Source organism: Streptomyces sp. WAC 04229 (assembly GCF_003947455.1).
Taxonomy (GTDB): domain Bacteria; phylum Actinomycetota; class Actinomycetes; order Streptomycetales; family Streptomycetaceae; genus Streptomyces.
Window position 1 is genome coordinate 1 of the sequence record NZ_QHJH01000179.1, and the last position, 14,785, is coordinate 14,785.

A 14,785-nucleotide genomic window follows, 5' to 3' on the forward strand; every position below is an offset into this window, starting at 1 on the left:
ACCTGGTCGGCCCACCCGCGGCCCGCCCCTTCGCCATCGCCGCCCTGGCCCGCGAGACGTCCCGTCCCGTCCTGGCGGTGACGGCGACGGGCCGCGAGGCCGAGGACCTCGCCGCGGCCCTGCGCTCCCTCCTGCCCCCCGAGGGCATCGTCGAGTACCCCTCCTGGGAGACCCTCCCGCACGAGCGCCTCAGCCCGCGCAGCGACACCGTCGGCCGCCGCCTGGCCGTCCTGCGGCGCCTGGCCCACCCCCGCCCCGACGACCCGGAGACCGGCCCGGTCTCCGTCGTCGTGGCGCCCGTCAGGTCCGTGCTCCAGCCGCAGGTCAAGGGCCTCGGCGACCTGGAGCCGGTGGCCCTGCGCACCGGGCAGACCGCCGACCTGAACGAGATCGTGGAAGCCCTCGCGGCAGCCGCGTACGCGCGCGTGGAGCTGGTGGAGAAGCGCGGCGAGTTCGCCGTCCGCGGCGGCATCCTGGACGTCTTCCCGCCGACCGAGGAGCACCCCCTCCGCGTCGAGTTCTGGGGCGACGACGTCGAGGAGATCCGCTACTTCAAGGTCGCCGACCAGCGCTCCCTGGAGATCGCCGAACACGGCCTGTGGGCCCCGCCCTGCCGCGAGCTGCTGCTGACCCCGGACGTGCGCGAGCGCGCCGCCGCCCTCGCCGAGGCCCACCCCGAGCTGGGCGAACTGCTCGGCAAGATCGCCGAGGGCATCGCCGTCGAGGGCATGGAGTCCCTCGCCCCCGTCCTCGTCGACGACATGGAACTGCTCCTGGACGTGCTCCCCAAGGGCGCCATGGCCCTCGTCTGCGACCCCGAGCGGGTGCGGACCCGCGCCGCCGACCTGGTGGCGACGAGCCAGGAGTTCCTCCAGGCCTCCTGGGCGGCCACCGCGGGCGGTGGCGAGGCGCCGATCGACGTCGACGCGGCCTCGCTCTGGTCCATCGCCGACGTCCGGGAGCGGGCCCGCGAGCTGGACATGATGTGGTGGTCGGTGTCCCCGTTCGCCGCCGACGACGCGTTCGAGGAGGCCGACACCCTCAAGCTCGGCATGCACGCCCCCGAGACCTACCGCGGCGACACCGCCAAGGCACTGGCCGACACCCAGGGCTGGCTCGCCGACGGCTGGCGCGCGGTCTACGTCACCGAGGGCCACGGCCCGGCCGCCCGCACCGTCGAGGTGCTCGGCGGCGAGGGCATCGCGGCCCGCCTGGACAACGACCTGGGCGCCCTCAGCCCCTCCGTCGTGCACGTCTCCTGCGGCTCGATCGACCACGGCTTCGTCGACCGCACCCTCCGGCTCGCCGTCCTCACCGAGACCGACCTGACCGGCCAGAAGGCCGCGGGCCGAGAGGGCGCCCGGATGCCCGCCCGGCGCCGCAAGACCATCGACCCGCTCACCCTGGAGACGGGCGACTACATCGTCCACGAGCAGCACGGCGTGGGCCGCTACATCGAGATGGTGCAGCGCACCGTGCAGGGCGCCACCCGCGAGTACCTGGTCGTGGAGTACGCCCCCGCCAAGCGCGGCCAGCCCGGCGACCGGCTCTACATCCCCACCGACCAGCTGGAGCAGATCACCAAGTACGTCGGCGGCGAGGCCCCCACCCTGCACCGCCTCGGCGGCGCCGACTGGACCAAGACCAAGGCCCGCGCGAAGAAGGCGGTCAAGGAGATCGCCGCCGACCTGATCAAGCTCTACAGCGCGCGGATGGCGGCCCCGGGACACGCCTTCGGCGCCGACACCCCCTGGCAGCGCGAGCTGGAGGACGCCTTCCCCTACGCCGAGACCCCGGACCAGCTCACCACCATCGCCGAGGTCAAGGACGACATGGAGAAGACGGTCCCCATGGACCGCCTGATCTGCGGCGACGTCGGCTACGGCAAGACCGAGATCGCGGTCCGCGCCGCCTTCAAGGCGGTTCAGGACGGCAAGCAGGTCGCCGTGCTCGTGCCGACGACCCTGCTGGTCCAGCAGCACTTCGGGACGTTCGGCGAGCGGTACGCCCAGTTCCCGGTGAACGTGAAGGCGCTGTCCCGCTTCCAGACCGACGCCGAGTCGAAGGCGACCCTGGAGGGCCTGCGCGAGGGGTCGGTGGACATCGTCATCGGCACCCATCGGCTGTTCTCCTCCGAGACCAAGTTCAAGGACCTGGGCCTGGTCATCGTCGACGAGGAACAGCGCTTCGGCGTCGAGCACAAGGAGCAGCTGAAGAAGCTCCGCGCCAACGTCGACGTGCTGACCATGTCCGCCACCCCCATCCCGCGCACCCTGGAGATGGCGGTCACCGGCATCCGCGAGATGTCCACGATCACCACCCCGCCGGAGGAGCGCCACCCGGTGCTGACCTTCGTCGGCCCCTACGAGCAGAAGCAGATCGGCGCCGCCATCCGCCGCGAGCTGCTGCGAGAGGGCCAGGTCTTCTACATCCACAACCGCGTCGAGTCCATCGACCGCGCGGCGGCCCGGCTGCGCGAGATCGTCCCCGAGGCGCGCATCGCCACCGCCCACGGCCAGATGTCCGAGCAGGCCCTGGAGCAGGTGGTCGTCGACTTCTGGGAGAAGAAGTTCGACGTGCTCGTCTCCACCACCATCGTCGAGTCCGGCATCGACATCTCCAACGCCAACACCCTCATCGTCGAGCGCGGCGACAACTTCGGCCTCAGCCAGCTCCACCAGCTGCGCGGCCGGGTCGGCCGAGGACGGGAGCGCGGCTACGCGTACTTCCTCTACCCGCCGGAGAAGCCCCTGACCGAGACGGCGCACGAGCGCCTGGCGACCATCGCCCAGCACACCGAGATGGGCGCGGGCATGTACGTGGCGATGAAGGACCTGGAGATCCGCGGCGCGGGCAACCTGCTCGGCGGCGAGCAGTCCGGCCACATCGCCGGCGTCGGCTTCGACCTGTACGTGCGGATGGTCGGCGAGGCGGTCGCCGACTACCGGGCCTCGCTGGAGGGCGGTGTCGAGGAGGAGCCGCCGCTGGAGGTCAAGATCGAGCTGCCGGTCGACGCGCACGTCCCGCACGACTACGCGCCCGGCGAGCGGCTGCGCCTCCAGGCATACCGGTCCATCGCCTCCGCCAACAGCGAGGAGGACATCAAGGCCGTGCGCGAGGAGCTGGTCGACCGCTACGGCAAGCTGCCGGAGCCGGTGGAGAACCTGCTGCTGGTCGCGGGCCTGCGGATGCTCGCGCGGGCGTGCGCCGTCGGCGAGATCGTGCTCCAGGGCAACAACATCCGCTTCGCGCCGGTGGAGTTGCGCGAGTCCCAGGAACTGAGGCTGAAGCGGCTCTACCCCGGCAGCGTCATCAAGGCGGGCACCCGCCAGGTCCTCGTACCGCGCCCGAAGACCGCGAAGGTCGGCGGCAAGCCGCTGCTCGGGCGGGAACTGCTCGGCTGGGTGGGGGAGTTCCTGACCTCGATCCTGGGGTCGTAGCGCGAGCCCGTCCTCCCAAGGTCAGCAGCCCGTCCTCCTGAGGCCAGAAGCGTCCTGGACGTGGCGGAGGGCCGAATCGCGAGACGAAACGCGAAGCCCGTCCAAGGGACACGCCCCATGGACGGGCTTCGGCGGTTGTGGACGTCCGGAGCGGCTACCGCTGCTCCGGCCGGTCGCCGCCCTCGCGCCCGAAGCCGAGCTTTCCCTCGGCCTGCTGCTGCGCGGCGTCGACCTGCTTCTCGTACTTGCCGCCGGTCCGCTGGTTGACCTGGCGCTCGGCGGCGTCGGACATTTTCCTTGACCTGTCCTTGTCCTTGCCGGCCATGGCTTTGACCTTGTCGAGGATGCCCATGCAGCAGCTCCTTCCGAGACGTGACTCACTTTCGAAGGTACGGCAGGTATGTCCGACATGCCCAATTAAGCCCTCTTTGGTCTGGACCTCTCCGTCGCTACGGTGATACCGGCGATCGAGTCGGGGGAGGAACGCGCATGACGCGGCACAGCAGGATCCGTACCGGATGGACCGCGGGCGCGGCCCTCGCGCTGGCCCTGGTCAGCGGATGCGAGGGCCTGGAGGGCGACGGGGCCTCACCCACCGGCAGCGGCGCCGCCGCCCCGGCCGCCGGACCGGCCGTCAGCCCCCTGCGCAACCCCGACGGCACCGCCCCCGGCCTCGCCCCGGTCACCGGCGACGGCCCCGAGGCCACGGCCCGGCGGCTCATCGAGGACCTGGAGACCAAGGGACGCGGCCCGAAGACGGGCTACGACCGCGACGAGTTCGGCTACGCCTGGATGGACTCCGCCGACGGCGTCCCGCTCGCCCGCAACGGCTGCGACACACGCATTATCTCTATGGTTCGCGCCGTGACGGAAATGTTCTCGCAGCGTACGTGGGGTGTGGTCGGCTGTGCGTAGTGAGAGGCACATGAGTCACAGGCTGCTGTGTTCGCGCGGGAAGAGGGGCGTCCTTACGGCCACCGTTGCCGTCGCGCTCGTCGCGGGCTGTGACGGCCTGGAGCCGGGCGGAAGCTCTGCGGGGCCCGGACCGGACGCCGCTGCCGGGCAGGTGGCGAGCCCGCTGACGAATCCGGACGGAACGAAGCCGGGGCTCGGCGCGCTCACGTCGGAGGCGGACAGGGCGAACGCGCGCAGGCTCGTCGAAGAACTCACAGTCAAGGGGCGGGGGCCGAAGACGGGCTACGACCGTGACGAGTTCGGCTATGCGTGGATGGACACGGCGGATGGGGTGCCGCTGGCGAGGAACGGTTGTGACACCCGGAACGACTTGCTGAAACTTCATGGACAGGACGTCGAGTTCCGTAGGGGTTCCGACTGCGTGGTCGTGTCGATGGACCTCTACGACCCGTACACCGGCAAAGACATCGCCTGGAAGAAGGCCAAGGCCGCTGAGGTACAGATCGACCACGTGGTGCCGTTGTCGTACGCCTGGCAGATGGGTGCTTCGCGTTGGAGCAAGGAGAAGCGGCAGCAACTGGCCAACGACGTGCTGAATCTCCTGCCGGTCTCGGGCTCCACGAACTCCGCCAAACGCGATTCGGGTCCGGCGTCCTGGCTGCCGCCGAACAAGCCGATCCGGTGCTCGTACGCGGTCCGCTTCGCACAGGTTGCGGAAAAGTACGAGCTCCCGGTGACGGCCCCGGACAAGAGGATGATGCTTGAACAGTGCGGGGGCTGAGAGGGCCGTGGTGACCTGCGGAAATGCCGTCGCTTTCGCGCTGCGCGACGCATAGGCTCCTTTGCCGTGGCTGACCGCATACAGAAGATAGTGACGAAGCTGCCGGATCTGAAGAGCGTCACCGACGTGTGGAAGACGGCTGACCGCAGTCTCGGGCGGGGAGACGCTGCTTTCGTCGCGGACCTCGCTATCGCGCTCGCCGGGGCTTACGCCTCTGACGCCGGGCGGATATGGCAGTACAGGAGCGTCTTCGACTACCTGCTCCGGCTGCTGGCCACCACGCCCGCTCCCGGCAACGTCACCCAAGCACTGCGGCTGGTTTCTTCCGCAGAGGCCGCTGACAGGAAGCTGGACCGCTACGCCGCCTCCCTGCTGGCCTCCAACCAACCGGCCGAGGAGCTCGCAGTGGCGTTCACTGGACACGCCACTGAGGAACTTCGGGCCTGCTTGGTCCATGAGTTGATTCTCAGAGGCGTCGACGTCACGGAATCACCGGGGATCGCCGAGTGGGCGACATCACCGCACTGGAGGTTTCATCCGCTCGGATGGCTGCCATTGGCGCTGTCGGAGCTGGAAGGCCGACCGGAGCTGCCGAGCTACAGCCCTCGCGGTGGCAGCCACTCGATGCCGTACGGCCCGCCGGTAAACCGTGAGGTGCCGCGTGATGACCGAGCGCCCGTGCCGCCGGTCGAGGAGACGACGACCGAAGCCGTTGCCAAGGCCACCGGCGTTGCTGTGTCGAACTGGGCAGAGGAGTCGAACGGCCGGATCGAAGCACGAGTCTTCGATCTGGCGGCTCCTCTGGAAGCCGAGTCGGTTCCGAGGACGCTGTTGGCACTCGGGCTGAGGTGCCTGGAAGGCGCGGGGATGAAGAAGGCTGCCCTATCGGTTGCGGCCTGCCCGCCGGAGCACCCATGGCAGGTCCTCTTCGCCGCCGCGTCCACGGGAGGTGCCTACAACTCCGGCTTCCGCGGTGCCTACGGCCGGCTGGCAGCCTGGCAGTCCGTGGCCAGCCTCTCCGGTACGGAACAGGGCTGCCGCGTGGAAGAAGTTGAGGCGAGTGCACGGGCATGCGCTTGGTATGCCTTTGGCGCCGATACCAAGTGGTTCGAGCGTGTGGCATGGGACATCGGCCTCGTCGCAGTCTCTCCAGAACGCCGACGGCTGGCGATGCTGGCCGCGACGGACACCGACTGAGCGCGGTCCTGACCAGTGCGTGAGCCAATTCCTGAACCACTTCGCCGACCTCCTCGCGGCTGCCCGGCAAACAGCACTCAAGCCGGACACCTGCGAGTAGGCGGTACCGCGAGGGCTACGGGGACGGAACAGTCCGCATGGCACGGCGCAGACTGGCTCGCGCGGCGGTGAGGTCGTCCTCCGCCTCACGCAGTTGGCCCTCCAGGGCGGCGATCCGATCCCTGGCCTCTGACAGCGCTTGCTCCAGCGCGGTATTCCGCTGTTCGATCTGCTGTACCCGCTCGATCAGTTCGTGCTGGTTCGCACCCTCCAACTCGGCGCCGAGAGAGAGCCTGACTCGGTTACGGAGCCGATCGCGCTCCTTCTTGAGGTCCTTGATCTCTTCGCGGGCCAGTGCAAGGTCCGTCCGCAAACCGGCCGGAGACACCTGGGACGCCTCTGGAGTGTGGGAGTTCTGGCGACCTCGCGCTCGCTGGGCGGAGATGCCGTCCTGAACGGCCTGGTGCACCTGAGGCCGGTTGTAGACGAACCACGTGGACACCGAGGCATCCCGCGCCACTTGGGCAACGGTGATCCGTCGCCCCGAGCGGAGAAGGGCATCCACGGCGTCGAGTGCACGCCTTGTTTTGTCTTCGCTGTCCTTGGTGCGGCTGACACGCAAGCGCTCGACCCGGGCGTTCCGGTCGTTGCCGCCGGAAGCAGCAGGGATTTTCATTCGGAGCTCCGTGTCGTCAGTGCCTGCAGAGGGATGAAGGCCGCTGCGGAACGTGCCTTGCGCAGCTCGCGTGAGGCGGATTCGACGGCGGCCCGCTCCTCGGCGGGCAGCGCGTCCAGCTTCCGTCGCATCTCGTCGGCCGACTTCGAGTAGGCGCGGATTTGGTCGTCGAGATTGCGCACAACCCAGTCGGCGGCCTTCATGGCGAGGGCCGCTTCCTTGTCGGCGCGCAAGTCCGCGACCTGCTGTTCCAGGGCGGGGAGGTAGGAGGGATCGGGGCGGTAGAAGTCACACCCGGCGCACTGGAAGCGGATGCGGCAGTGCCCGCCGCCGGCCTTGACGTTGCTCGGCTCGGTGCAGCCGCCATAGGGGACCCCGACGCTGTCCACCTCGTAGGCGAGAGGATCGCCGAATCCGCGGGCTGCTCCGTGCCGGTCGACGGCGAGTGCCGCGACCGTGCGCACGGCCTCCTGCCTTCGGCTGAGGGAGACCTTGTAATAGCCCATGGTCACGTCCAGCGAACGGTGATCCATGAGGTCCCGCAGCACGTCGGGGCGGGTGCCCGCGTCCGCATGGCGCTGGGCGTAAGCGTGGCGGAAGCCGTAAGGGACGACCTGGGTGCGGTCGTAGGCGAGCGGGGTGCCGTCCTTGCCGAGCCGGTCGTCCACGAGGTCTGGGATCAGTTCGTCGAGCCAGTTCCGGAAGATCCGGTTGCAGAAATGCGAGGCGTTCAGATGCCCGCGGCGCGGCCGGTTGCGCTGTCCCGGCGAGGGAAACAGCCACTGGTCGCAGGCCGGGACGGCTGGTAGTGCATCGAGTGCTTTCTGCCAGGCTTCGATCACCTGGGCAGTGCTCTCCGAGATGGGCAGCCGACGGCCGTGGCGGCGCCGTTTGTGGTTGTCGTAGATCAGCGTCGGTTTGCCGTCGATCCGCTCCAGGCAGTCGCGGCGCAGGCTGGTGATCTCGCCCGGACGTCGGCCGGTGTCCCGGAGAACCGCGTAGACCACCTGGTACATCCGCGCGAAGTCGGCGGCCGCCCAGCCGCCGCTCGCGTACCCCGACGAGGTGCCCAGCAGTTGGAGGTGCGCGTCGAGCTGGGCGATGACGTGCTCGGGGATCGCACGGCCGAGATCGTCCTCGGTCACTTCCACTGCGGAGATGCTATGGAAGCGGGGGTTGACCGCGAACCCGCCGGGCACGTGGTCCATCATCCCGGCCTGCCGTGCGTACTCCAGGAACGCGCGCCAGTGGCGTAGCAGTGCTCTGCGGTGGCTGGTGGAGTAGTCGTGACCGTCCTCGGGCCGCTTGGTGATGCGGAACATGTCCACTACGGCGTTCATGTCAGCCATGGCGAGGCGCTCCGGCTCATCCCCGTGGGGGCAGCCTGCCAGCGCGGAGGACGCGATGGTCGCCGCGTAGACGGTCTGCCGTAGGTCCATGACGTTGGGGCGTGCCGTGCGGCCGTACTCCTTGACCAGTTCCCGCAGCCAAAGCTGCCGCACCGGACGGAAGTCGATGTCGCCATGGACAGCGGTATACCTGCGCCCGCGTCCCGCCGTCAGCCCGATGAGTGCGCACTCCCATACGTCGCCCGAGGTCGGATCGGTGCCCTCGAACTCGACGCGTGCGCGTCGGACGTGCAGGAGAACACCGTTCAGGACGCCGGAGGCCGCAGCCGGAAGCCCGGAGGAGAAGGAGGCGTCCAGGTCAAGGAGCGAGCCGAGTCCGATGGGGAGGCCGGCCACAATACGGCGCACTCGCTGGGGGACCAGGCTGATGCCGGCGTCGTCGCGCTGCTGGAGCCCGTACAGGAGCTCCTGGCGGACCGCCGGGCTCACATTGGCGAGCGAGAACTGGGAGACGCCTGGCATCGCCCCGTTCGGGGAGGTGTTAGGCCTGCGGCGGGAGGGGTCCGGGGTGTGCGTGGTGTCGAAGTCCGCAGGGTTCCCCAGGAGATAACGGGCCTTCCTGCAGGCGTCGCAGCGGGACCCGTTGCTCGCGACATGGGCGGTGCAGGAGGCCACGGAGCAGATGAACACGCTGGTCGTCGGGTTACCAGGATCGGCAGTGAACAGTGCCTGAACGGGGTCCCACTCATCTGCCCGCCAGCCCGACGGGAGGCGTGCCGCTAGCCATGACGGCCACTCCGATTCAACGGAGACGGAGGCGACGACAGCCGAGCGGAGAGGTGCAATGGTCATCGCTGCAGCTCCGAGGCGAGACTGTCGACGGCTGCGACGGCCGCGCGGAGATCCTCGTCCTGGGCGTGCACGTACACGGCTGTGCTCGCCGACGAGGCATGGCCCAGGAGTGTCTGCACGACGTCCGGAGCGACCCCGTTGCGGATCCAGCGGGTGGCGGCAGTGTGCCGCATCATGTGCGGCCGGGCGGTCAGACCGCAGCGTCTCCCAATCCGTTCGACCACTTGCTTGGTGTTGGAGTACGACAGAGGGCGTCCCGCGTGGACGCCGACGAGGTTGACGAAGACGTAGTCACAGTCGGCGGAGCCGGCCACCTGCTCGCGCTCGGCGAGATGATCGCGATACCGATGCACCACCTCTGGCGTCAGGGGAACCATGCGAGGGCGCCCGGCCTTGGCCCGTGCCTCGTTGACGTTGTCCTGTCGAGGCCTGACGTGCAGGTGTGCGCCACCGGTTCGGCAGCCGAGGTGGGTGGAGTCGGGAAGTAGATGCATGTCCTCGCGCCGCAGTCCGAGGACTTCGCCGATGCGGAGTCCTGCTTCCAGGAGGACGGTCAGTAGCAGCCGGTCACGCGCGGTGCGAGCGGCGCCGAGGATCTGATCCGTCTGGGCGTGAGTGAGCGTCTGTGGCGCCCGCTCGATCTCCGGCGTTTTCAGGGCGCGGGCTTTGATCATCAGGTGCTGGCCGCCCTCGCCGGGATCGAAGCTGGCCGGGGCGTGGGCAAGGAAGCGGGGCTCGCTGAGACGCGCGGCGACTTCGTGGGCCACGTGTCCCTGGACGGCGCAGAAGCGGAGGAACTCGCAGACCGCGGTGAGCGTGGCGTTGACCGTCCTGCCGGTCGGAGGCTGCCCGTGCCGGGTCGGTGTCCGCTCGACGTGGAACTTGAACATGCTCATGTCCCCGAGCCGGACGGTCCTCCAGTCGGTACCCCGCTCTGCGCACCAATTGAGGAAGCGGCCGATTCTGGGGATGTATGCGCGCTGTGTCTGCGGTGACCGCCCGGCTCCGCGCAGGTACAGGGAGAACTCGCGGGCCTCGGGGTGAGGCGCGTAAGTCTCCTCGTCGACCAGGAGCCAGGTGATCTCGCCGGTGGTAGGCGACACGGCCTTCTCTGTACGTAACGTCACGGGATCTGCTTCCTGCCTCCGATGTCACTCATGTGCCTCACGGCGTGACTGATAACTGCGAGGGACAGGAAGGGGTTACGGCTGTGCCTCATGTGGATCGCAGTCAGGAGGGAGATAGAGATAACACGCAACGACCTCCTCAAGCGCGACGGCCAGGAGATCCGCTTCCGCTCCGGCTCCGACTGCGTGGTCGTCGAGATGAGCCTCGACGACCCCTACACCGGCACGACCATCGAGTGGCGCAAGCAGGAGGCGAGCGAGGTCCAGATCGACCACGTCGTGCCGCTGTCCTACAGCTGGCAGATGGGCTCCTCGCGATGGACGGAGAGCAAGCGCGAGCAACTGGCCAACGACCCCCTCAACCTGATCCCCGTCCAGGGCCGCGCCAACTCCGCCAAGCGCGACTCCGGACCCGCCTCCTGGCTCCCGCCGGCCAAGCAGGTCCGGTGCGCGTACGCGGTCCGCTTCGCCCAGGTCGCCGCCAAGTACGAACTGGCGGTGACCGCGCCCGACCGGGAGGCGATGCTCCGCCAGTGCGGCGGCTGACACCGCCCTCGGCCGGCCGGAGTGATCAGGTCGACAACGGTTCGGTACAACCCGGGGCCGCCTGTCGGTGTCGGCCTATACGCTCGACGCGACATCCGCCCGTTCCAGGTACCAGGAGCAGCCATGCACGGCCACGGCTACACGCAGCCGGTGAAGCAGCCACCCTCACCCGGGTATCTGGTCTCCATGCGCGTGCTGTTCGTGACCCTGTCGGTCCTCACCTGCGGCTTCCTGACCTGGGTGATGCTGCTGCGACTGGCGGTCGTCACCCGCAGGTCCGTGGACTGGGGCCTGTTCGTGGCGGTCCTGGCCGTCGACATCCTCAGCATCGTGCTGATCGGGACCGAGCCCGGCGACGAGATCCACACCCCCGGCGGCTACACCGGACTCGCGCTGCTGCTCATCACACTCGTGGCCGTGATCGCCTACTACATCGCGGCCGACGTGCGCCACTTCCAGCAGCAGCGGTACGGAGGCTACGCCCCGACCCCCACCCCCGGCTACGGCTACCCGCAGCCGCAGTACCCGGGCGGCCCCGGCACCCCGCCGCCCGGCGGCCCCGGCTCCCGCAACCCCTTCAAGGGCAAGCCCGCCCTCGTCGTCGGCGCGGCGGTCGCGGCCCTGCTGGTCATCGGCGGCAGCGTGTGGGCCGTGACCGCCAACGGCGGTGACGACAAGGACAAGAAGCCGGTGGCCGGCAAGAGCGACGACCCGAAGCCCTCCGGCTCCGGCGGCGATGCCCCGGTCAACCCCGGCGACGGCAGCGGCGACGGCGGCGAGGACCCCGACAACCTCAACGAGGGCCGCCAGGCCGGCGAGTCCAAGGTGCTCTGGTACAAGGAGGCGCCCGACGCCCCCGGCTCCGGCGCCGACGCCAACGGCATGTGGATCACCGACAAGACCGCGGTGAAGGCGGCGTACAAGCAGGTCTTCGCCTACAACGTCGGCGACGGCAAGCCCAGCTGGGACCCGATCGCCTTCCCGGAGAAGATCTGCGCGGTCACCCCGGAGAAGACGGCCGACGACAAGATCGTCGTCGCCTACATGAGCGGCTCCAGCGACCGCGCCAAGTGCAACAAGCTCCAGGAGATCGACCTCGCCACCGGCGCGAAGGGCTGGACGGAGGAGGTCGCCGACGGCGAGCTGTTCGACTCCACGCTCTCCGTCGAACTCTCCGTCAGCGGCACCACCCTGATGGTCGGCCGCTCCCAGTCCGGCACCGCCTACGACGTCACCAGCGGCAAGAAGCTGTACGACAAGAAGCGGTACGGCGACGCCTGCTTCCCCGCCGGATTCGCCGGCAGCGCGAAGAAGCTCGTCCAGGTCGCCTCCTGCGGCGCCGGCGGCAACACCGAGCACGACGAGGTCCAGGGACTCGACCCGAAGACCGGCAAGGTCCTGTGGACCTACAAGTACGACAAGGGCTGGCGGGTCGCCCGCGCCTACTCCGTGGACCCGCTGGTCGTCTACGCCACCAACGAGGACAAGAAGGTCTGGAACATCTCCACCTTCACCTCCGGCGGCAAGGTCCTCGAACAGGTCGGCGTCGACGAGGACTTCGCCCCCGAGTGCGGCTGGGCCATCCTCGAACGCGACCTCCAGGGCTGCTCCGGCGTCGCGGTCGCCGCGGGCACCCTCTACCTGCCCACCGAGGCGACCAGCGGCGCCAACGAGATCGTCGCGATCAACCTCGCCACCGGCAAGGAGAAGTGGCGGACGAAGTCCCCCGCGGACGAGTCGATGATGCCGCTGAAGGTCGAGGGCGACCAGCTCGTCGCGTACGTCCAGCCGTCCTACGACGCGGGCGGCCAGGTGGTCGCCATCCCGACCGGCGGCAGCGCCCACGCGCCGGCCAAGCTGCTGCAGAACCCGCAGGGCGTCGCGGACATCGAGAACAGCTTCTACTCCAAGGACGTCGACTGGGTCGACGGGCGGTTCTACATCTCCACCACCCGCCTGACCGGAAACGACGAGTCGAAGGAGAAGTTGATGCTCGCCTACGGCAAGTGACCTTCTTCGCCGCTCTCTGCGGCTCTTTCCCCGTCGTCCCCGCTTCCCCGAGGTAGTCACGCCATGAGCCAGCCGCCGCAGCAGCCGGGGTACGGGTATCCGCAGACGCCGCCGCAGCCCCAGCCGGGGTACGGCTACCCCGGTCAGCAGCCCGGGCAGCCGGGGCCGTACGGGCAGCCGACGCCGGCGTACGGGCAGCCCGGGCAGCCGCAGTACGGCTATCCGCAGGCGACCGTGCCGATGCAGCCCCAGCCCGGCGGGCCGGGCGGCGGACGGAAGATCAACGCGCAGCTGGCGATCATCGTGTCGGCCGTCGTCGCGATCGCGCTGATCATCGGCGGCGGGGTCTGGTACGCCAAGTCCTCCGACGACGGCGGCAAGGACGACACCGCCAGCTCCAGCGGGGGCACCGGTGGCAAGGGCGGCACCGACGAGAAGGGCGGCGAGGGCGGCGAGTCCTCCGCCGGCACCGAGAAGGTCCCCTCCGACCCCGCCGCCAAGGTGCTCTTCCAGGTTCCCGCGCCCGCTGTGAGCAAGGACGACAGCAGCGTCGTCGTCTCCGGCTCCTGGCTCACCGACAAGGTGTACGCCAAGAGCGGCATCGCCGAGGTCGTCGGGTACGACCCCGGCAAGGGCAGCAAGCAGTGGTCGATCAAGCTCGCCGGTCCGGTCTGCGCGGCCAGTCAGCACGTCACCGACGACAACAAGACGGTCGTCATCCACCAGCCCGCCATGCCGACCAAGGCCGAGCCCTCGCACGGCTGCACCCAGGTCGCCGTCCTCGACCTGGACGCCGGGAAGACGGTGTGGACGAAGACCGCCGGTGACCAGCCGATCAACTTCAGCAACGTCACGATCAGCGGCGACACCGTCGCGGCCGGCAGCACCGAGGGCGGCGTCGGCTTCGACATCGCCAACGGCGGGGTCCTCTGGTCCCCGAAGGCGACCGACTCCTGCTACGACGCCGGGTACGGCGGCGGCGACAAGCTGGTCGCGGTGCGCAAGTGCGGCTCGTACGACGCCCGGCAGCTGAACATCCAGACCATCGACCCGAAGAGCGGGAAGGTGATCTCCGAGTACAAGATGGCCAAGGGCATCGAGTACGCGGGCGTCGTGTCCACGGACCCGCTGGTCGTGGCCGCCGACGTCGGTGACTCCGCCGGTGACGGCAGCGGCATCTCGGACTTCTTCTCGATCGACAACAAGACCGGCAAGCTGCTGACCCGCATCTCGGTCCCCGGCGAGCAGTTCGCGGCCCGCTGCGACACGATCACCAAGATCGAGAACTGCACGGGGCTCGCGGTCGGCGAGAACCGGCTCTACATCCCGACCGAGGAGCACGAGGGCAGCGGCGAGTCCTACAGCCGGACCAACGAGGTCGTGGCCTTCGACCTGGCCACCGGAAAGCAGACCGGGCAGCGGGCGGACGCCGGCGAGGACTACACGATCACCCCGCTGCGCATGGACGGGGGCAACGTGATCGCCTACAAGCGGCCGCCGTACGACAAGGGCGGTCAGATCGTCAGCATCGACGGCGGGTCGTTCAAGCAGACCACGCTGCTGGAGAACCCGGCGACCGAAGCGGTGCGGGACGTGGAGTCCAGCATGTCGCCGGACTACTCCGAGATCCTCTACTCGCAGGGGCACCTGTACATGTCGCAGGTGTTCGCCAGCGAGCCGACCAGCGCGGACGAGAAGGAGTACCTGGCGATCGGGTTCGGCACGAGCGGCTGAGTCCGCGGTGCGTCTCGGCGCCTCTCGGTGCGCTGGAGTGCGCTTGAGTGCCCTTCGGCCCCGTTCCCGCTTTCCGCGGGGGCGGGGCCCTCTCGTGGGTGCGGGGCGCTGCGCGGGGG

General features: G+C 69.3%; 9 protein-coding genes and 2 pseudogenes. 7 read left to right on the plus strand and 4 right to left on the minus strand.

Going from position 1 to position 14,785, the window contains the following annotated elements; all coding sequences use genetic code 11:
- On the plus strand, positions 1 to 3,440 hold a 3,440-nt coding region (mfd, locus tag DMH12_RS30855; RefSeq protein ID WP_125494713.1), incomplete at its 5' end, for a transcription-repair coupling factor.
- Positions 3,441 to 3,594: 154 nt separating this feature from the next.
- On the opposite strand, the gene DMH12_RS30860 is transcribed toward mfd, so the two are convergent.
- Positions 3,595 to 3,792 (minus strand): antitoxin, encoded by a 198-nt coding sequence (locus DMH12_RS30860; RefSeq protein ID WP_125494714.1) that lies wholly within the window; start codon positions 3,790 to 3,792, stop codon positions 3,595 to 3,597.
- Positions 3,793 to 3,929: 137 nt separating this feature from the next.
- Here DMH12_RS30860 and DMH12_RS30865 point away from each other — a divergent pair.
- The 3 genes and pseudogenes from DMH12_RS30865 to DMH12_RS30875 form a co-directional block, all read left to right on the plus strand.
- Positions 3,930 to 4,283 (plus strand): annotated as a pseudogene (locus DMH12_RS30865) (HNH endonuclease); the annotation flags it as partial.
- A gap of 82 nt (positions 4,284 to 4,365) precedes the next feature.
- The gene (locus DMH12_RS30870; RefSeq protein WP_125494715.1) at positions 4,366 to 5,136 is read left to right on the plus strand and encodes an HNH endonuclease family protein; all 771 of its coding nucleotides are present in this window, start codon (positions 4,366 to 4,368) and stop codon (positions 5,134 to 5,136) included.
- Positions 5,137 to 5,202: 66 nt separating this feature from the next.
- Positions 5,203 to 6,333, plus strand: coding sequence for a DUF6183 family protein (locus DMH12_RS30875; protein ID WP_125494716.1), 1,131 nt, complete (start codon positions 5,203 to 5,205; stop codon positions 6,331 to 6,333).
- A gap of 115 nt (positions 6,334 to 6,448) precedes the next feature.
- Here the strand turns inward: DMH12_RS30875 and DMH12_RS30880 are convergent, their stop codons facing one another.
- The 3 genes from DMH12_RS30880 to DMH12_RS30890 all read right to left on the minus strand — a co-directional run bounded on the left by DMH12_RS30880 (position 6,449) and on the right by DMH12_RS30890 (position 10,352).
- On the minus strand, positions 6,449 to 7,048 hold the full coding sequence (locus tag DMH12_RS30880; protein ID WP_125494717.1) for a DUF6262 family protein: 600 nt from the start codon (positions 7,046 to 7,048) through the stop codon (positions 6,449 to 6,451).
- Positions 7,045 to 8,919: a site-specific integrase gene (locus DMH12_RS30885; RefSeq protein WP_185832650.1), complete on the minus strand. Its 1,875-nt coding sequence runs from the start codon at positions 8,917 to 8,919 to the stop codon at positions 7,045 to 7,047. The genes DMH12_RS30880 and DMH12_RS30885 overlap by 4 nt, the downstream gene beginning before the upstream one ends.
- Positions 8,920 to 9,245: 326 nt before the next feature.
- On the minus strand, positions 9,246 to 10,352 hold the full coding sequence (locus DMH12_RS30890; protein WP_185832651.1) for a tyrosine-type recombinase/integrase: 1,107 nt from the start codon (positions 10,350 to 10,352) through the stop codon (positions 9,246 to 9,248).
- 147 nt (positions 10,353 to 10,499) lie between these two features.
- On the opposite strand from DMH12_RS30890, the pseudogene DMH12_RS30895 reads away from it, so the two are divergent.
- The 3 genes and pseudogenes from DMH12_RS30895 to DMH12_RS30905 form a co-directional block, all read left to right on the plus strand.
- Positions 10,500 to 10,922, plus strand: a pseudogene (locus DMH12_RS30895) (HNH endonuclease family protein); the annotation flags it as partial.
- 123 nt (positions 10,923 to 11,045) lie between these two features.
- Entirely contained in the window at positions 11,046 to 12,932 is a 1,887-nt protein-coding gene (locus DMH12_RS30900) for a PQQ-like beta-propeller repeat protein (protein WP_260474401.1), read from the plus strand.
- 63 nt (positions 12,933 to 12,995) lie between these two features.
- Complete coding sequence (locus DMH12_RS30905) at positions 12,996 to 14,666, plus strand: PQQ-like beta-propeller repeat protein (RefSeq protein WP_260474402.1); 1,671 nt, start codon at positions 12,996 to 12,998, stop codon at positions 14,664 to 14,666.
- Positions 14,667 to 14,785 lie beyond the last annotated feature (119 nt).